The sequence below is a fragment of the Saprospira grandis genome, from assembly GCF_027594745.1.
GTDB lineage: Bacteria > Bacteroidota > Bacteroidia > Chitinophagales > Saprospiraceae > Saprospira > Saprospira grandis.
The window spans coordinates 614,054-632,208 of record NZ_CP110854.1 but is presented as its reverse complement, the minus strand read 5'-3'; the positions used below and the strand labels follow the sequence as shown (position 1 = coordinate 632,208).

Sequence of the window (18,155 nt, the reverse complement as noted above, 5' to 3'; positions counted from 1 at the left end):
TCGGTCGGGCCGATGGTTTTGGATGATCTGTGGTGCATCTATAGGATGCAAAAAGGAGAAGCCTTCCCCTAAACAATCGCTTGGGGGAAGGCTTATTTTATTTTTCTTTAGGGAGAATCTTTGCGAAGAGGTCGTATTCGGTAGCATCGGTAATTTCTACCCAGGCAAAGTCTCCAAGGCGAAGGTAGTCATTTTCTTGCATTTCGATAAGGACCTCATTATCTACTTCGGGAGAGTCGAACTCGCTACGGGCTACAAAGTAGCCACCTTCTATGCGGTCGACCAATACTTTGAGTTTTTGGCCAATTTTTTCTTGGTTCAGTTCAAAGGAAATGGCTTGTTGGGCCTGCATAAGGCGGTTGGCGCGTTCGGTTTTTACCTCAGGGCTGATGTTGTCTTCTAGTTGGTGGGCCAGGGTGTTTTCTTCATGAGAGTATTGGAAAACGCCTACTCTTTCGAAGCGCATTTCTTCGATAAAGGCGAGTAGGTCTTCAAACTCTTCTTCGGTTTCGCCGGGGAAGCCGACGAGGAAAGTGGTGCGTACGGCAATACCGGGCACTCGGCGGCGGGCTTCCTCGATCACTTCTTTGGTTCCTTGGCGATCGATTTGGCGGCGCATTCTTTTGAGCACCTCTGTATTGATATGTTGCAGGGGCATATCCAGATAATTACAGACTTTGGGTAATTCTCGGATAGCGTCAAAAACATCGCTGGGGAACTTAGAGGGGTAGGCATAGTGCAGGCGGATCCATTCTAGGCCATCAATATCATTGAGGGCATGTAGGAGCTGAGCTAGGCGGCGTTCCTTATAAATATCGAGGCCATAGTAGGTCAGTTCTTGGGCGATCAGCATAATTTCCTTCACGCCATTTTTGACCAAGCCTTTTACCTCTTGGACCAAATCCTCGATAGGTTTAGAAATGTGTTTGCCACGCATGAGGGGGATAGCACAGAAAGAGCAGGTACGGTTACAGCCTTCTGAGATTTTGACATAGGCATAATGCGGGGGAGTCATGAGCATGCGTTCGCCTAATAAATCTTGACGATAATCGGCCTCTAGTTTTTCGAGTAGGGCGGGGAGTTCTAGGGTACCAAAAAAGGCGTCTACTTCGGGGATTTCTTTTTGGAGGTCCTCTTTATAGCGTTCGGAGAGGCAACCCGTTACGTATAGCTTTTCGATATTGCCCTCTGCTTTTTCGTCGGCATAGGCGAGGATAGCATTGATAGATTCTTCTTTGGCTCTATCGATAAAGCCGCAAGTATTGATAATAATAATATCTGAATCATCCTCTTCGCTATCGTGGCTGACCTCAAAATCGTTGACGCGGAGTTGGTGCATAAGGATTTCGGAGTCGACCATATTTTTGGAGCAACCCATGGTGATCACATTGACCTTATCCTTTCCTATCTTTTTGGTTTTCATTTTCTTTCGTTCTAATTTTTGGCCCTAATTCCGATTAGGGTAGGCGCAAAGATAAAGAAGTTGAACGAAAATTGCCTTTGTTGGCCAACTTTTAGGCATTTTTGCGGGGCTCTTTTTTAGGGAACTTTAGTGGCCAGAAGTTTTTTTTTAGGGTAGGGCATATCAATTAGGTGATGCGGCACCATTATTTTTGGCGTTTTGCAGGCCCGAAGGGCCGCAGGCCTAGCGATGTGGAGCGGGTGGCCGAAGGCCAGACCGAAGCGCGCAGCGCTGAAGGGCCGAGCAGACCTGCGAGCCCCGCAACGTAGCGCCTGCCGCAGGCAGGAGGCCCCAAAAGAAGATTATACATTTAATACCATATATATGCGATATTTATTAGGAAGTTGTTGCTTGTTTTGCCTTTTTTTCGTGGCTTGTCAGTCAGATCAGCCGGCGGCGGTAGTGGATAGCAAGGCGAGTTTGGCGGTAGAGCGAGATGCTGGGCCGGGTTTTCAGTTGCAGGTTTCGGGAGATACGGCAGATTATGAGCAGATTGTTTTGGCCAGAGAGGTAGAGCCCTTTGGGGAGGAGGCGCAGGTGACGCAGATTCGGTTGAGTTATCCGAAGATTACGGATTTTAAGGCTAAGGAAGTGAAAGACAGCATCAATGCGGTGATTTATGAAATCATGTTGCTCAATGATGCGGGGGAGATTGCTTATGATAATTTGCAGCAGCGATTGGATGCTTTTATACGGGAGTATGAGATGGCCAAGGAGGAGATGAAAAAGCAGTTAGTTTTGCCTAATCGTTGGACCTGTGAGGTAGAGATCAAGGTTGTTTTGAACAGCAATCGGATTTTATCTTTGCAATTGCATGAGGCCAACTTTACGGGGGGCGCGCATCCGAACAGCTACACCCGTTACTTCAACTTTGACTTGAAAACGGCCAAGTTGCTGGCCTTAGAAGACATCTTTGTAGAGGGCTATCAGCAAGAACTATTGCAGACAGCCGAGCGATATTTTCGGATGGCTCGGGAGATTCCGGCAGACAAACCGATGGGAGAGACCGCTTATGAGTTTCCTTCGGGGCGTTTTTTATTGCCGAGGAACTTTGCTTTGGGGAAAACGGGCATTGCTTTTTGTTTTAACCCTTATGACATTGCGCCCTATTCTATGGGAACGATAGAATTTGAGTTGCCTTATCAGGCCATCTTGCCAATTTTGAGACAAGAGGCTGTTTTATAGGGAATAATGTTTATATTTGCCTTCTACACAGGCTAGTCTTGGGCTAGTCTGTGTTTTTTAATGGATTTCCCCGACTAACTTTGAAGAACAAGCGCATGTTTTACGCAAAAATGTTAAGCATTTCGGCTTTACCTCAGCCGGCACTCCCTAAAAACAACCAAACCGTATTAAGTAAGGCAAAAGAAAGAGCTCAATCTCTGGGTTTATATTTAGATGGGCTTTATTTGGGCCATCATGATATGTCTGCCTTTCTTTTTCCCTATGCAGATGAAGATCGTTTGATAGATGCAAGCTTGATGGCTAGTTTGCTCTATTACATAGATGATCTATTTGGAGAAGACAGCCAGACCCGATATTTATTTGATTTGGAAAGCTTTAAGGCCGCTTGGGAGCGGGGCGAACAGCCTGCTGCAAGAGATGAAGTTGAGCAGCGTTTATATGCTGTTGTAGCCCAATTGGGGGCTGACTTTAGGGCTAAGACATCAGCAGCTTTTTTGACCTTTTATCAGGGGTACCTTTATATGCATTTGGACCATAGTCTGCAGCCCTGTTTATATGCGAATAGTCAGGAGTATATAGATTCTAGGGTTCATTTTGGAGGCATGTACCCCACCATTCTGCTTATTGAGTATTGTGCAAATCAGTATTTATCGCCAGAAATGCATGCAAATTTAGATCTTTTGGCGGCACAAGAAGCTTTGGCCTTAATTGGGGCTATTTCTAATGATTTGATTTCTTACCCCAAAGAAAAGCATAGCCAATTCAATCTGATCAATGTGTATTTGGCCACAGGAGAGGCGGAGAGCTTGCCCCAGGCTATCCAGAAAACTATTCTCTACGTCAATCAGTTACATAAGGATTATCAGGCAGCCTTGGCGCGATTTGAAGCCATAGGCCAAGCCGAACCCTTTGTTAAGCAATATGTAGAATATATGAACAATATGTTGGCCGCCTGCTACCATTGGCAGTTGCACAGCCAGCGTTATAAGCATCCAGAACATATATTAGAGGAGCTAAAAGTGGGCTAGGCGAAAAGCTAGGCATATAAGTTGATGCGAAACAGAAAATGATGCCCCCCCCATTGACAAATGAAAAGAAAACTAGGGCAATCAGAGCAGCTAGAATACTGGCTTAGAGCAAATGGCATTTTTGAAATTGCCCCTAGCTCAAATAGCGGAAGAACCAAAGAAATTTCGCTAGAAGAGGCGTTGATTACTGTAGATATGCAAAAAGCTTTGTTTGAAGAAACTGGCAAAAAGGTTAGGGTATTGGCCAATCTGTCTAATGTGAGCAAGGCCGCCCGAGATTACGGCAAAACAGAAGAAGGCCAAGCAATTAAACGATATGTTTTGGCTTATGCCCTAATTGCGCCCAATCTCTTCGGTCGGCTAATCGGGAATATGTTGGTCGGGACTTTTCAGACTGATTATCCCGTAAAGTTGTTTTCTTCAGAAGAAAAGGCCGAGGAATGGCTCCTCTCTCTAGAGGATTAGGCAAAAAAAGATAGAAAACGCAAACGGTTTTAGCGACAGTTTGCGTTTTGTAATTTAGGTCACAAAACTTTTTGGCTTGCCTGAAAAACATTAACTTTAAAGCCTAATAAATATCAACTAAAGTTATGGATGAGCTCCAAAAAATGGGAGAAACTCAAAATAGTGCCTTTTTTCTTGGTGCAGACGGTATTGTCTATGCCAAAACAATAAATAGCATGCCCTTGACTAGAGAAGTGCTAAAGGAAAATTTTGAGCTGATCCAAAAAATATCTACCGAACTAGATCGCCCAATTAAGGTTTTTGCCGAATCTTCTAAAATGCAACGCCTCAGCCGCTGTGCTCGAGAATATATGCGAAGCGATGAGGCCAAATCCTATGATCAATATATTGTTGCTTCTATTTTGCTGACCCCCAACCAGCTTTCCAAAATGTTGGGCAACTTTATTATTGGCCTGAGAAAACAAGCTCGCCCCATGAAAATCTTTACCGATGAAGTCGCAGCCCTTGATTGGCTAAAAAAAATCTAGCAGAATAAGAGAATAAGTACTCCCCTAAGTATTTTCCCCAATCTCAACAATATGCAAACTGAAAAAATCGGAGTAGCCGGCCCCACGCACTACTTCCAACGCCCAGATGGTATCATTTATACCGAAAGTTTTGAGCCCACAGTGGTGACTAAAGAGGTGTTTATCGCCAATTTTGAGTTTATTAAAAAGATTGCTTCTGAAAAGAAGGAACCCATCAAACTCCTCATCAATTTTACGCAGGCCAGCAAGCTCGATAAAGAGGCCAAGGCCCTGGTCAAAAGTAGTTATCTCAATGATAATTACGGGCAATATATAGAGGCCGTGGCCCTACTCAGCAATAGCCGATTGTCCACTCTTATTGGCAACTTTATGGTCGGTATTAGTAAAAAAGGGCCCAATAAATACCCTATCAAAATATTTATGGCGGTCCCCAAGGCCGTTAAATGGCTAGACCAATTATAAGGCAGTTATGAACTTGAAGGAACTTGGCCAAGTTGGCCCAACCATTTATTACCTCCGAAAAGACGGTGTTATACATACCGTAACCACTGACCCACAAGCCATACAGCTTGATCTGATGATTGCGAATTTTGAGTTTATTAAGACCATCGCTATAGAAAGAAAACAAGCGTTGCGCATGCTGACGGACTTTAGCGGTAGCCAAAAAATGGGCAAGGCCGAAAGAGATTTTCTCAAAAGTGAACAAATGAAAACTTATGCGCCTTATATCTTGGGCACAGCCTTGGTCACCCCCAATTTCCTTTCTCGAATGATTGGCAATTTTGTCATGAGTGTGAGCACAAATAATCATAATGTAAAACTGTTTGGCCAAGAAGAGCAAGCCCTGCACTGGCTGCTCCAACTCCCAAGCAGAATTGTCTAAATCGCCGTTTTATGTCTCTCGAAAAAATAGCTACCCTAGGCGAAACCACCTATTACCTCCGCCCCGATGGTATTATTTATACCGAAAATTCTTCTGATTCTCCCCTCAGCATTGCCGCTATCAAAGAAAGTTTTGAGTTTATTAAAAAGCTGGCGATCGAAAGAGGTGAAGCCCTACTGCTGCTCAATAATTTTAATTCGGCCCAAAAGCTAAGCAAAGAAGCAAGAAGCTATATCCGCAGCACAGAAAGCGAAATCTACAACGATTATGTCTCTGGCTCTGCCTTGGTGGCCAGCAATCCAGTTGCTCGAATGATCGGCAATTTTATTTTGGGCCTCAAACAAAGTGAACAGGAGGTGAAAATGTTTGCCTCAGAAGAAAAAGCCGTCAAATGGTTGCTTAGCCGCCCCAAAAAAGTGGTGGCTTCCGCAAATTAAGTCGGCTATTCTTCATGTTTTGGGGCTGCCCCTTCGGCCCTATGGGCCTGCGGGTCGGGCTGTGCCGCAGCTCGCAAGTCTGCTCGGCCCTGCAGGCCTTTTCGCTTTGCGAAAAAGGCCTTTGGTCTGCCGCCTTTGGCGGCCCTGCTATCCATCCCTCAGCCGAGGCGCTGCGCGCCTTTGGCGGGCGCTTTGCGCCCTTCGCAATTGGACCAAATATTTAGGTTTTGCAGGGCCGAAGGCCCGCAGGCCTAGGGATGGTAACTGGTGGCCGCAGGCCAGACCGAGCTTTTGAGCGCAGCGAAAAAGCGATGGGCCGAGCGAATAGCGAGCCAGTGCACAGCCCGGCCGCCGAAGGCGGCAGGCCCCAAAAGGAAAAGGTCCAAAACAGCAGTTCTGAACCTTTCTCCTTATCGCAAATAGCCATTAGATAACCTCTAAGGCTTTACCCACTTTAGTAAAGGCGGCAATGGCTTTTTCTAGTTGTTCGCGGCTGTGTCCGGCCGACAACTGCACCCGAATGCGGGCCTTGTCTTTGGGCACCACAGGATAGAAAAACCCAATCACATAAATGCCTTCTTCTAGAAGTTGGCTGGCCATTTTTTGGGCCAAAACGGCATCATAAAGCATAATAGGGACGATAGGGTGGTCGCCAGGAATGATATCGAAGCCAGCCTTGGTCATTTCCTCACGGAAAAAGCGGGTATTTTCCTCTAGGCGGTCTCTCAATTCCGTAGATTCCATCAATAAATCGAGGGCTTTAATAGAAGCGCCAACGATAGAAGGGGCCACCGTATTAGAAAAGAGGTAGGGGCGAGAGCGCTGGCGCAGCAGGTCTACAATTTCTTTGCGAGCGGCGGTAAATCCACCAGAAGCGCCACCTAGGGCCTTGCCCAACGTACCCGTAATGATATCTATGCGGCCCATTACGTTGCGGTATTCATGGGTTCCACGGCCAGTTTTGCCCAAAAAGCCTGTAGAATGGCATTCGTCAATCATGACCATAGCGCCGTATTTATCGGCTAGATCGCAAATTTTGTCTAGTTGGGCAATGGTGCCATCCATAGAAAAAGAGCCATCGGTAACGATCAGTTTGCGGCGGCAATTGGCGGCGGCCTGCAACTGCTTTTCTAGCTCCTCCATATTATTGTGCAGGTAGCGGAAACGCTGGGCCTTACAAAGGCGAATGCCATCAATAATAGAGGCATGGTTGAGTTGATCGGAAATAATGGCGTCTTCCTTGCCCAAAAGGGGTTCAAAAACGCCTCCGTTGGCATCAAAAGCGGCCGCGTAGAGGATACTATCTTCAGTACCTAGAAATTCGGCAATTTTTTGCTCCAATTCGCGGTGAATATCTTGGGTTCCACAAATAAAACGGACCGAAGAAAGGCCATAGCCACGTTGGTCGATAGCATCTTTAGCTGCCTGAATGAGTGCGGGATGCGAGGAAAGGCCAAGGTAGTTATTGGCGCAGAAGTTGAGCACATCGCCAGCTTCTTGGGTATGAATTTGGGCAGCTTGCACACTATCAATAATCCGCTCGCTTTTCCAAAGGCCAGCATCTTTAATGTCTTGAATTTCGGCTTCAAAGCCAGCTTTTACATTATCGTACATAAATTTAGAGGAATTGAGTCTCGTTATAATTCGGTTTCTTGCGCTTTTGCAGCTGTTCAATCATATCTTTGGTCATGCTGCTTAGGTCATATTCTTCTTGCCAGCCCCAATCTTTTCGGGCTAGGCTATCATCAATATTCTCAATCCAAGAATCGGCAATGGCCTGACGGAAGTCGGGCGTATAGCTAATACTAAAATCGGGAATATGCAATTGAATTTCGGCGGCAATTTCGGCGGGGGTAAAGCTCATGGCCTGTAAATTATAGGCATAATGGATAGACAGTTGGTCCAAAGGGGCCTCCATTAGTTCCAAAGTGGCCCGAATAGCGTCGGGCATATACATCATAGGCAGTTTGCTATCGGCCCGCAAAAAGCAGTCGAAATGTTCGCCATTAACGGCCTTGTGGAAAATATCCACGGCATAGTCGGTGGTTCCTCCGCCGGGCATAGACTGATAGCTAATCAGGCCGGGGTAGCGAATCCCTCGCACATCGAGTTGGAACTTATCAAAATAGTAATTGGCCAAATCTTCGCCCACCTTCTTAGTAATGCCATACATAGTAGAAGGTTCAAGGGGGGGAAACTGCGGGGTATTTTGCTTGGGGGTGCGTCCGCCAAAAACCGCAATAGAGCTGGGGTGGAAAATTTTGCGAATCCCAGTATTTTGGGCCACCTGCAGCACATTGAGAAAGCCCTGCATATTGACATTCCAGGTCAGCATCGGGTTTTCTTCTCCTTTAGCGGAAAGCAGGGCGGCTAGATGGTAAATTTGGCTCACCTTGTACTTCTGAACAATTTCGCCCATGCGTTTGGCATCTAGCACATTGAGTTGTTCAAAATGCCCAATAATCGTTTGTCGAGGAGCCTGTAAATCGGAGCAAATGACGTTGGCTATGCCATAAATTTGGCGTAGTTCTTCGGCCAGTACACTTCCAATTTGGCCATTGGCTCCAGTAATTAAAATGACTTCTTTGCCCATAGTTGTTATATAGTAGCTGGTTTGAAATAATAAGGTTTGGGGGCCTCCTGCCTGCGGCAGGCGCTACGTTCCGCAGCTCGCTATTCGCTCGGCCCTTCAGCCCTTCGGGCTTCGGTCTGGCCTTCGGCCACTGCTACACATCGCTAGGCCAAATGGCGCCGGGCCAGAAACTAGGCCTTAAAAGCGCAAAATAGAGCTTGGGCTCAAATTATTGCTTTTTTAGCAAAGCTTAAAGCCTAAAAATCAAAGAATATTTTTTTGTTAAACCGCAGTTTTGTAGATATATATTTTTATATATAGCTAAAGGGCAGCTGCTTAGGGCCTTATATAGAACAACTTATACTTTTAGGGGGTTAATTAGCTGGAAAGCCTTATCTTTGGGGAGAAAAACATCTTTACCTATATTTTACGCAAAAATATTATGCTAAATCTCATTTTATTTGGCCCTCCCGGTAGCGGAAAAGGCACCCAAGCTGCAAAATTGGTAGAACGCTATGGTCTTTTGCACATTTCTACGGGAGACCTCTTTCGCTCAGAAATTAAAAATGAAACGCCCCTAGGGCTAGAAGCCAAGTCTTATATTGATAAGGGCGCCTTGGTTCCGGACCAAGTGACCATTAACATGTTGGCCAAAAAAATGGGCGAGCATCCCGAGGCCAAAGGCGTTATCTTTGATGGCTTTCCTCGCACAGTAGCGCAAGCCGAGGCCTTAGATGAGTTATTAACTCAAAAAGGTACAGCGGTCAGTCAGTTGCTCTCCTTAGAAGTGGAGGAAGCCGAAATCGTGAAGCGCCTACTTGCCCGTGGCAAAGAATCTGGCCGTAGCGATGACCAAGACGAAAGCATTATCCAAAACCGAATTGCGACCTACAAAGCACAAACTACTCCTGTAGCCGACTATTATGCGGGCCAAGAAAAAACCCAAAAAGTAGCCGGTATGGGCAGCATTGAAGAAATTTTTGAGCGCCTTTGCACTAAAATTGATGCTGTTTTGGTATAAAATCCAAAGTTTTTTTGTTTTTTAGTAAACGGTTTAGCGCAAAGTTTTAGAACTTTGAACTAACAGACAAGCCCCAGCAACAAACTGCGGGCTTGTCTGTTTTACTTTTTTGGGACGGAAGTGGTACTGCCTGCTGTTCCCATTCACTCATTTTATGAGTACTTTAGCAAACAGTTCTTCGCTTCACCTCATTAAGAAGTATCATTTAACACCCATACCTTAAGATTTTTAAACTTATGTACTACCGCCTGTCCCTCTTGGCAGAAGACCGGATAGAAATGCCTGGCCCCTCACATTTTATTGACGCCAATGCCGCTGTCCTCAGACTATTTGAAACCGCAGAAGACAATGTTGTCTACGAAATGGTGGAAAAATATGTGCGCGATGCCTTCGACACAGAAGACTTTGAATTGCTGGTCCAAAATATTCAGACCTTTGCCAAACGCTCGGACCAAGACGAGTTTGAACGTTTGATGCAATTGCTGGCTGATGACCACTGGAAAACTATCCAGGAAAAGGGCTTTCAAGCCCTGCCTGCAGAAGCTACTGAAAATGCCTCAGGCTATTGGTATCTGACCAACATTATGGGCGGCGCTCGCCCTGATCGCGTTCAGCCCAAAGAGGCTCTACGCATCCAATTTGAAGTGGAAGGAAATGGAGAAGACCCATTATTTACCGCTGATGATACAGGCCGCTATGGCGACCTCTATCCCTTTGCTGTTCGAGCATTGCTAGATGCCTCTGCTGCAGAAGGTGAAATTGGCGACTATGAACTCACTGGCCCTTTGGTTACGTACTTTGAAAAACTCAAGGAGTCAGAAAAAACAGCTTTGCCAAGCAATGAGCCCTTTGACTTTGGTAGCTTTGGAGATGATGCCTATGGTGTGGTCTTTGGCGCCCAAGTGATTCAGGGCCCTGCTGATAATGCCGATGGCGTAGAAACGGCTATCTATGAGTTTATTGTAGACCCTAATTGGTTGGCTGCTCCCCTTAAAAAGGAATGTCAAACTTATGCCTTCTCTGAATTTGGAGAATAAGCAAATGAAGTACTACATATAAGCTAAAAGCGCCTGAGCTAAACTGCTCAGGCGCTTTCCTTTTTGGCCCAATGGCTTTATGCTAAAAAAAGTAAGGGCTTTTTAGTAGTTTTGCAGCAAGAAAAGAGCCAGGCCCTTTTGGCCTAGCGATGTGTAGGGGTGGCCGCAGGCCAGACCGAAGGCGAAACGAAGTGAAGCCTGAAGGGCCGAGCAGACCTGCGAGCCCCGAAACGTAGCGCCGCAAGGCGAAGCCGCAGCGGAGGCCCCCAAAAAAAAGAAAATTAAAAAAGAACAATGGCAGATAGTCCAAACTTTATAGATCATGTGAAAATGCATTGCCGCTCAGGTGCTGGGGGCAATGGTTCTGTACACTTTTATCGCGATAAATTGACCTCTAAAGGGGGACCCGATGGTGGCGATGGTGGCCGTGGTGGCCATATTATTTTGAAGGGAAACAAGCAACTTTGGACCTTGTTGCCGCTCAAGTATATGAAGCATGTGATCGCTTCGGCAGGGCAGCCCGGTAGCGGTAGCCGCTCTTCTGGCGCCAATGGAGAAGATATTATTTTGGAGGTGCCTTTGGGGACCATTGCCAAAGATGTGGAAACAGGCGAAATTGAGGCCGAAATTACAGAAGATGGGCAGACCTATATTTTGTTGGCCGGTGGACATGGCGGAAGAGGCAACTGGCACTACCGCTCGGCCACCAACCAAACGCCCCAATATGCCTCTCCAGCTGGAGAAGGTAAGGAAGCCTGGAAAATTTTGGAGCTGAAAGTCTTGGCCGATGTAGGCCTGGTAGGTTTCCCGAATGCTGGAAAATCTACTCTTTTGTCGGTGCTTTCTGCGGCCAAACCCAAAATTGCCAACTATCCATTTACTACTTTGGTGCCCAACCTTGGGGTGGTCTCTTATCGAGACAACCGCTCTTTTGTGATGGCCGATATTCCTGGAATTATTGAGGATGCACATAAGGGAAAGGGCATTGGTCACCGATTCTTGCGCCATATTGAGCGCAATGCGGTACTCTTGTTCATGATTCCGGGCGATACGGAGGATATTAAGGAGGAGTACCGGATTTTGCTCAATGAGTTGAAGAGTTATAATCCAGAACTACTCGATAAGCCTCGTCTTTTGGCCATTTCTAAGTCAGATTTGCTCGATGAGGAGCTCAAAGAATGGATCAGGGCCGAATTGCCCGAAGATTTGGAGACCCTCTTTATTTCTTCTGTGGCCCAAAAAGGCCTGCAAGAACTCAAGGATAAATTGTGGCAAATTATGAATATTAGTATAGAGGATTAGTATGAGAAAATCACAGCTATACGGTTTGCTAGGAGGTTTTATTTCCTCTGCAGCCTTAGCCGTTTTGTATGTAACCGACAAAAATTATTTGTTGGAGGGCTATGAAAAGCTAAGTTGGCTCATCATCTGGGCCGCTTGCTTTATTGCGGTGGCGCAGGAACGCTCGGCCAAAGAAGACCAATTTATTGGCTTTTATGAGGCCCTACGACCCGCTTTTCAAACCTTTGTCTATGCCTATGTGATCAAGACAATTTTTATTTACCTTCTTTTTGTGTACATAGATCCCGATTTGCTGGAGCTCTCTAAGCAAAAGGCAATAGAAATTTTTATTGAGCACAAACCCGCCGAAGAACCTCAAGAAATTTTTAATGGGCGACTAGAAGCCTATAAAAAAGAGTATTTTGGACCAAGGCTTTTTGATTTGGGCATTATGCTAGAAGTTATTCTGGGGTTTGTTCTCTCGGCTATTACGGCCTTTCTGATGCGCCGCGATCGCCCTGATTATTAAATGCTATGGAAACAATGATCAAAAATGTATTGAGCTGGGGCCAAATTGCCAAACAAGCGGCCTATTTGGGCTCCCTAACTGGACTAGGCTATTTTGTTGGAATTACCCTGATGCATTGGGCCGGTATGGGCCTAGGCGACTGGATTAACTGGGTCTATAGAATTGCCGTGATTACCGCAATTATCTGGACCATTATGGCGCTGCGCCTGCGTTACCCCAGCGGCCTCTCTTTTCTAAAAGCCTATTCGGCTGGCCTAATGGCGTCCTCCGTTTTGGGCCTCTGGATGCTGATCTCTGCTTTTTTGTTTTATGGCCAAATTGCTCCCGATTATCTCCAAGAGTATGAGGCTTTCTACCAAAGAAACCGAGAAGTGCAGATGTACCAAACCCAATACAAAAATATCAATGCCGAATTAGAGGAGGAGGAAACGAGCAGGGCGCTAACGGCCCAAGATAGCCTCATTGTCCAAAAAGGCTTGGAAAAACATATGGAAGGTACTGCCTATTTCTTTACCGTTTCTGGCCAAGCAGTGATCAACCTAATTTATAGCCTCGTCTGGGGCCTACTCGTTAGCCTCCCCATCGCCTATATGTCGATGTCTAAAAAAGAATAGCCCTAAACTTAAGCTTATGCTATCTTCAAAGAAGGTTCAATATCCTTACGATATTTCTATTGTGGTCCCACTCCTCAATGAGGAAGAGTCTCTGGCCGAATTGGCCTCCTGGATTCGTACGGTTCTGCAAGAACATAAACTGAGCTACGAAATTATCTTTATCGATGATGGAAGTAGCGATTCTTCCTGGTCGGTTATTCAACAGCTGGCCCAAGAACAGGCTTGCATCCGCGGCCTGCGCTTCCGCCGAAATTATGGCAAATCCGCCGCTCTCAATACGGGCTTCCAATACGCCCAAGGCGAGGTGGTGGTCACCATGGACGCCGATCTGCAAGATTCTCCCGACGAACTGCCCGAACTCTACAAAATGATCGTAGAAGATCGCTTTGATTTGGTTTCTGGCTGGAAGAAAAAACGCTACGACCCGCTCTCCAAAACAATTCCAACCAAAATCTATAATGGGGTGACCCGCCTGATGAGCGGCATCCACCTCAATGATATGAATTGTGGCCTCAAAGCTTACCGCAATGATGTGATCAAAACCGTAGAGGTCTATGGCGAAATGCACCGCTATATTCCCGTCATCGCCAAGGCTTCTGGCTTCGATAAAATTGGCGAAAAGGTGGTCCGCCATTACCCCCGCAAACATGGGGTGACCAAATTTGGCATGAACCGCTTTATTAACGGCCCTCTAGACCTGCTTTCGATCATTTTTATTAGCCGATTTAGCAAAAAACCCATGCACTTTTTTGGTACGATGGGCCTGCTTTCCTTCTTTATCGGCTTCCTCATTTTGGCCTATCTCAGCATCGTCAAGCTGCTTTATTCCGAATATGGCATGACGGATCGCCCCATTTTTTACCTGGGCATTCTCTCGGTCATCCTCGGTAGCCAGCTTTTTCTTACGGGCTTTTTGGCCGAATTGGTCGCCCGCTCGGCCCCCAATCGCAACCAATACGCCATCTGGGAATACCTCCAAATTAAAAAGAAGAAAAAGGAGGACGATGATGAAGAAGATGATGATTAGGGGCCTCCGCTGCGGCTTCGCCTTGCGGCGCTACGCTTCAGGGCTCGCAGGTCTGCTCGGCCCTGCGGCCTGACGGCCTTGGTCTGCGGCTTCGCCGCCCCCTTTCGCATCGCTAGGCCTGCGGCCCTGCGGGCCTGCAAAACGCCAAAATAAAGGAGCAGCCCCGCACTTTAGTATAACCATAATCCCTACTTATTCAATTTATAAAATACAGATATATGCTTATTCAGGATATTTTCGCCCGCGAATTGCTCGATTCTAGAGGAAACCCTACTGTAGAGGTAGAGGTGGTTACAACCAACGGTATTGTCGGCCGTGCAATGGTCCCTTCTGGTGCTTCTACCGGTAAGCATGAGGCCGTTGAATTGCGTGACCAAGATCCCGACCGCTATATGGGCAAGGGGGTGCAGCAGGCCTGCCAAAATATTAGAGGCCCAATTACAGAAGCCCTTCTCGGCTTCAATGTTTTTGAGCAAAAAGCCATTGACGAAATCTTGATTGCCCTAGATGGTACGCCCAACAAAAGCCGCCTAGGCGCCAATGCCATTTTAGGCGTTTCTTTGGCCGTGGCCCGTGCTGGCGCTCAAGAGTCTGGTTTGCCGCTTTACCGCTATATCGGTGGTTTGGGCGCAGACCAAATGCCCGTTCCGATGATGAATATCCTCAATGGAGGTTCTCATGCCGATAACTCAATCGATATCCAAGAGTTTATGGTCATGCCCGTTGGCGCAACTAGCTTTGCCGAAGCCCTACGCATGGGAACAGAGGTCTTCCACCAACTCAAAAAGGTCCTTAAGGCCAAAGGCCATTCTACTAATGTAGGCGATGAGGGCGGCTTTGCCCCCAACCTAGGCTCTAATGAAGAAGCTATCGAAACGGTCTTGGAGGCCATTTATGCCGCGGGCTACGAGCCCGGCCGCGATTTTTTTATCGCTCTAGATGCCGCGGCCTCTGAGTTTTATATTGAAGAAGAAGGCGTTTACCACTTTCACCAATCTACAGGACAAAAATTGACCACCGAAGAAATGGTCGATTTCTGGGCCGAATGGGTAGAAAAATATCCTATCGCCTCTATTGAAGATGGCCTCTTTGAAGATGATTGGGAGGGCTGGCAATTGCTGACCGAGCGCCTAGGCCATATGGTCCAATTGGTGGGCGACGATTTGTTTGTGACCAATACCGAACGCCTAGCTAGAGGGATTGTAGAAGGTTGCGCCAACTCAATCCTTATTAAGGTGAACCAAATTGGTACGCTTACCGAAACCCTAGATGCTATCCGTATGGCTCAACGCCAAGGCTATACTGCCGTAATTAGCCACCGCTCTGGAGAAACAGAAGATACCACGATTGCCGATTTGGCCGTAGCCCTAGCCACAGGCCAAATTAAAACTGGTTCAGCTTCTCGCTCAGACCGTGTCGCTAAATATAACCAACTACTCCGCATTGAGGAAGAATTAGGCGAACAGGCCGATTATCTAGGCCGTGCCGCCCTGAAGTTCTAATTACAAAACAAATAGTTGTTTTAAAAGCCTCCGTTAGGGGGCTTTTTTTATTTAATTGAAACAAATCGTTTGTTTTTGCGTAAAAAAGGGCTGTAGGTTTATTTCTTAATTACCAAAAATCAGCAGCCTATGCAGGAAGAAAAAGGGCGGGATGCGCTCCATCAGCGCTTTAAAGAGGTCTTTGCCCTCTTGGAGCAGAACGAGCAGATTGTGCGGCGACATCGAGAGAAGGGCTTTTCGGCTTTGGCCGAGCAGCTATTTGGCGACCGACGTTACGGCAGTCTGCTCAACCAATTTTTACAGGATAAACGGCAAATTAGCTTTGAACAAGCGCAAAAGTTTGCCCAAATTTACGGCCTCAATGAGGCCTATTTACTGTTCGGAGAAGGGCCTATTTTTGAAAAGGCCCATGAACGCTCCCTAACGGGAAATGCCCAGTTTATTGGGGGACAAAGAGGTAATATTCTATTCTCTAACATCGAAGCCCTGGCCTCTTCAGCCATTGATGTAGATTTGCGAGAGGAAAACCAATGGTTTTCTATTCCAGGCCTAACTGGCCAAGATTATGTTGCCTTTTATATTACTGGAAACTCTATGAGCCCCACTATTGCCGCTGGAGATATGGTGATTTGCCGCCCAATCGAAAGCTTTGAATATATTCAGGATAATGAGGTCTATGCCTTGGTCCTTCAAAATGCCGTACACGTAAAAAGAGTGCAAAAAATTTATGAAAAGAGTAAGCTCAAGCAGCTCAAACTCATTTCAGATAACCATTTGGAGCATGACCCTTTTTATATCGATTTGCCCGAGCTGCGTAAACTACTCAAAGTAGAACGCAAACTCTCTAGCTTATAAGTTCGTCTCTAGCCTCCGCTTAGGAGGCTTTTTTTGATAAAAATGCAAACTATTGAACTTATTTTAAGGACCAAAGCTTTTAAAAAGAACTCATTTAAAACTAAGAATATGGCGTTTATTGTGCAAGCAGTAGAAGGAAAAGAAAATTTGCTACGTCTTTTATTAGAAAACTTGAATCTAGTGGCTAGCGTAGAGGAGCAAAATAAAGAAGATTGGGCAAAAGAATTGACGGCAGAACAGCTTGATTTATTGGTTAAAAGTCAAAAAGAATTGCTGCAGGGAGAGCAAGTCCATTCGGTAGATCTACGGGCAAGTTCTAAGGCTTTTTTTGAGGCCAAAAAAAAGCAAGCAAATGATTGATGTTATTTGGAGCTCAACCGCTAGAAATCAATATTTTGAGCAGCTAAATTATTTGTATGATCATTTTGGAGAATCAACTGCACTCAAGTTTCAAGAAAAGGTTTTTAAAATTGAAGACCAATTAGCTACAGGCCTTGTAAAGTACCCAGCTTCTAAACAGCTGGGCTTAGAAAAGTGTGTTTTAGATAAATATAATGCGCTTATCTTTCAGCGAGATAAGGAGCAAATAAGAGTTGTATTATTGATTAACAATCGTTCTGACTGGGACTATTAAGTTGCTCAATAGGTTCTAGCCTCCGCTTAGGAGGCTTTTTTTGTACCTTAAGGGAGCTAAAATAAAGAAATATGTGGTTTGAAAAACTATTTGGCTTTGCCGAGCAAAAGCCTGCAAAAACAAGGGCCAATTTTCGCCTAGATGGGGAGTATCTACTGTCTTTAGTAAATGGAGAACGCTATGCTTGGGGCCGTTTAGCATGCCCTAGCTTGGCCGATTTAAGAGCTCGGGCGCAGCCTTGCGCTAGTTCTGGCCCACTAAAGCTGTCTGAATTAGTGGGAGATGTACAGCAATTGCATATAAAAGAGGAAGCCGATGGCCTATTTCAGGTAGCGTCTCAGTTTAATTTACTAGAAATGGCTCGTCCTAGTTTGCGGCCAGAAGATGGCATTGGCATTTATGAGTATGACCGCACGCAGGGCCCCGCTGCGGCTATTGCTTGTGGGGCGGGAACGGTTTACCGCAATTATTTTGTCCCTATTGGCCAGCAGTTGGGGCAAACTGCAGGGCAACAACTAAACATGATTGCCGATCTTTTGACGGCCCTAAATTGTGATGATTATCAATACCAAAATGGCTATTTGTTTATGGAAAAGGCAAGCTTGCTCAAAGTTAATGAGCAACTGGCCCAATTATCTACTGCCGAAAAGGAGGCGCTTAAAGGAAAATTGAGAGTAGGTGTACAGTGGCGGGCGGAGGTCACTTTGAGCAGCGAAAAAAAGCGCCAAAGTCAGATTTATGCTTCTGCCTTGCCTATTGCCTACTCTGCTTTGGCCCAAGAAGATTGGCAGCCTTTGGCCCAACTAATTTTATCGGCTAGTTATGAGATGAGTTTTTATTTGGCCCTAGAAAATTGGCAAAAACATGGAAATCCCCGTCTGTATCTGACCCTTTTGGGGGCAGGGGTTTTCGGAAACCCTTTGCCTTGGGTTTTAGCGGCTATTGAGGAGGCCAAAACAAAGTTTATCAATTGTCCGCTAGAGGTAAAAGTTGTGAGTTATGGGCAGGCTAATCCCGCTTTGCAATCGCTCTTCTAGGGCGCAAAAAAGCCCCTGCAATTTTGCAAGGGCTTTTTTGTTTTTTCATGGCCTAGCGA

General features: G+C 46.0%; 21 protein-coding genes. 18 read left to right on the top strand and 3 right to left on the bottom strand.

Features of this window, described 5'->3' with window-relative positions; genetic code table 11:
* Positions 1 to 97: 97 nt before the first annotated feature.
* Positions 98 to 1,423, bottom strand: coding sequence for a 30S ribosomal protein S12 methylthiotransferase RimO (rimO, locus tag OP864_RS02410; protein WP_270099711.1), 1,326 nt, complete (start codon positions 1,421 to 1,423; stop codon positions 98 to 100).
* A 363-nt stretch (positions 1,424 to 1,786) separates the two neighbouring features.
* Between rimO and OP864_RS02405 the strand changes: the two genes are divergently transcribed.
* The 7 genes from OP864_RS02405 to OP864_RS02375 all read left to right on the top strand — a co-directional run bounded on the left by OP864_RS02405 (position 1,787) and on the right by OP864_RS02375 (position 5,987).
* A complete protein-coding gene (locus OP864_RS02405; RefSeq protein WP_270099710.1) occupies positions 1,787 to 2,647 on the top strand; it encodes a DUF3298 and DUF4163 domain-containing protein in 861 nt (286 codons plus the stop codon).
* Between the two features lie 95 nt (positions 2,648 to 2,742).
* Complete coding sequence (locus tag OP864_RS02400) at positions 2,743 to 3,675, top strand: terpene synthase family protein (protein WP_270099709.1); 933 nt, start codon at positions 2,743 to 2,745, stop codon at positions 3,673 to 3,675.
* Between the two features lie 60 nt (positions 3,676 to 3,735).
* Positions 3,736 to 4,140: a DUF7793 family protein gene (locus OP864_RS02395; RefSeq protein WP_270099708.1), complete on the top strand. Its 405-nt coding sequence runs from the start codon at positions 3,736 to 3,738 to the stop codon at positions 4,138 to 4,140.
* Positions 4,141 to 4,265: 125 nt separating this feature from the next.
* Entirely contained in the window at positions 4,266 to 4,667 is a 402-nt protein-coding gene (locus OP864_RS02390) for a DUF7793 family protein (RefSeq protein WP_270099707.1), read from the top strand.
* A gap of 51 nt (positions 4,668 to 4,718) precedes the next feature.
* On the top strand, positions 4,719 to 5,129 hold the full coding sequence (locus OP864_RS02385) for a DUF7793 family protein (protein WP_270099706.1): 411 nt from the start codon (positions 4,719 to 4,721) through the stop codon (positions 5,127 to 5,129).
* Between the two features lie 7 nt (positions 5,130 to 5,136).
* Entirely contained in the window at positions 5,137 to 5,550 is a 414-nt protein-coding gene (locus OP864_RS02380) for a DUF7793 family protein (RefSeq protein ID WP_270099705.1), read from the top strand.
* Positions 5,551 to 5,561: 11 nt separating this feature from the next.
* Positions 5,562 to 5,987, top strand: a complete 426-nt coding sequence (locus OP864_RS02375; protein WP_270099704.1) for a DUF7793 family protein — start codon at positions 5,562 to 5,564, stop codon at positions 5,985 to 5,987.
* 426 nt (positions 5,988 to 6,413) lie between these two features.
* On the opposite strand, the gene kbl is transcribed toward OP864_RS02375, so the two are convergent.
* Together kbl and OP864_RS02365 are read right to left on the bottom strand one after the other, a co-directional pair.
* Positions 6,414 to 7,601, bottom strand: a complete 1,188-nt coding sequence (gene kbl, locus OP864_RS02370; protein WP_270099703.1) for a glycine C-acetyltransferase — start codon at positions 7,599 to 7,601, stop codon at positions 6,414 to 6,416.
* Positions 7,602 to 7,605: 4 nt separating this feature from the next.
* Positions 7,606 to 8,580, bottom strand: a complete 975-nt coding sequence (locus OP864_RS02365; protein ID WP_270099702.1) for an NAD-dependent epimerase/dehydratase family protein — start codon at positions 8,578 to 8,580, stop codon at positions 7,606 to 7,608.
* A gap of 421 nt (positions 8,581 to 9,001) precedes the next feature.
* Between OP864_RS02365 and OP864_RS02360 the strand changes: the two genes are divergently transcribed.
* The 11 genes from OP864_RS02360 to OP864_RS02310 all read left to right on the top strand — a co-directional run bounded on the left by OP864_RS02360 (position 9,002) and on the right by OP864_RS02310 (position 18,096).
* Positions 9,002 to 9,580: an adenylate kinase gene (locus tag OP864_RS02360; RefSeq protein WP_014373620.1), complete on the top strand. Its 579-nt coding sequence runs from the start codon at positions 9,002 to 9,004 to the stop codon at positions 9,578 to 9,580.
* Between the two features lie 236 nt (positions 9,581 to 9,816).
* Positions 9,817 to 10,617 (top strand): hypothetical protein, encoded by an 801-nt coding sequence (locus tag OP864_RS02355; protein ID WP_270099701.1) that lies wholly within the window; start codon positions 9,817 to 9,819, stop codon positions 10,615 to 10,617.
* Positions 10,618 to 10,911: 294 nt separating this feature from the next.
* Positions 10,912 to 11,919, top strand: a complete 1,008-nt coding sequence (gene obgE / locus OP864_RS02350; protein ID WP_270099700.1) for a GTPase ObgE — start codon at positions 10,912 to 10,914, stop codon at positions 11,917 to 11,919.
* Between the two features lies 1 nt (position 11,920).
* On the top strand, positions 11,921 to 12,427 hold the full coding sequence (locus tag OP864_RS02345; RefSeq protein WP_270099699.1) for a DUF4199 domain-containing protein: 507 nt from the start codon (positions 11,921 to 11,923) through the stop codon (positions 12,425 to 12,427).
* A gap of 5 nt (positions 12,428 to 12,432) precedes the next feature.
* Complete coding sequence (locus OP864_RS02340) at positions 12,433 to 13,041, top strand: DUF4199 domain-containing protein (protein WP_270099698.1); 609 nt, start codon at positions 12,433 to 12,435, stop codon at positions 13,039 to 13,041.
* A gap of 16 nt (positions 13,042 to 13,057) precedes the next feature.
* Complete coding sequence (locus OP864_RS02335) at positions 13,058 to 14,068, top strand: glycosyltransferase family 2 protein (protein ID WP_270099697.1); 1,011 nt, start codon at positions 13,058 to 13,060, stop codon at positions 14,066 to 14,068.
* 218 nt (positions 14,069 to 14,286) lie between these two features.
* Positions 14,287 to 15,570 carry a phosphopyruvate hydratase gene (gene eno, locus OP864_RS02330; RefSeq protein ID WP_014373613.1) on the top strand — a complete coding sequence of 428 codons (1,284 nt, stop codon included), beginning with the start codon at positions 14,287 to 14,289 and terminating at the stop codon, positions 15,568 to 15,570.
* Positions 15,571 to 15,699: 129 nt separating this feature from the next.
* Positions 15,700 to 16,425, top strand: coding sequence for a S24 family peptidase (locus OP864_RS02325; RefSeq protein WP_270099696.1), 726 nt, complete (start codon positions 15,700 to 15,702; stop codon positions 16,423 to 16,425).
* A gap of 42 nt (positions 16,426 to 16,467) precedes the next feature.
* Positions 16,468 to 16,785, top strand: a complete 318-nt coding sequence (locus OP864_RS02320; RefSeq protein ID WP_270099695.1) for a hypothetical protein — start codon at positions 16,468 to 16,470, stop codon at positions 16,783 to 16,785.
* Positions 16,778 to 17,059 (top strand): type II toxin-antitoxin system RelE/ParE family toxin, encoded by a 282-nt coding sequence (locus OP864_RS02315; RefSeq protein ID WP_270099694.1) that lies wholly within the window; start codon positions 16,778 to 16,780, stop codon positions 17,057 to 17,059. Before OP864_RS02320 ends, OP864_RS02315 begins: the two co-directional genes overlap by 8 nt.
* 71 nt (positions 17,060 to 17,130) lie before the next feature.
* Positions 17,131 to 18,096: a hypothetical protein gene (locus OP864_RS02310; RefSeq protein WP_270099693.1), complete on the top strand. Its 966-nt coding sequence runs from the start codon at positions 17,131 to 17,133 to the stop codon at positions 18,094 to 18,096.
* The last annotated feature ends 59 nt before the right edge of the window (positions 18,097 to 18,155 follow it).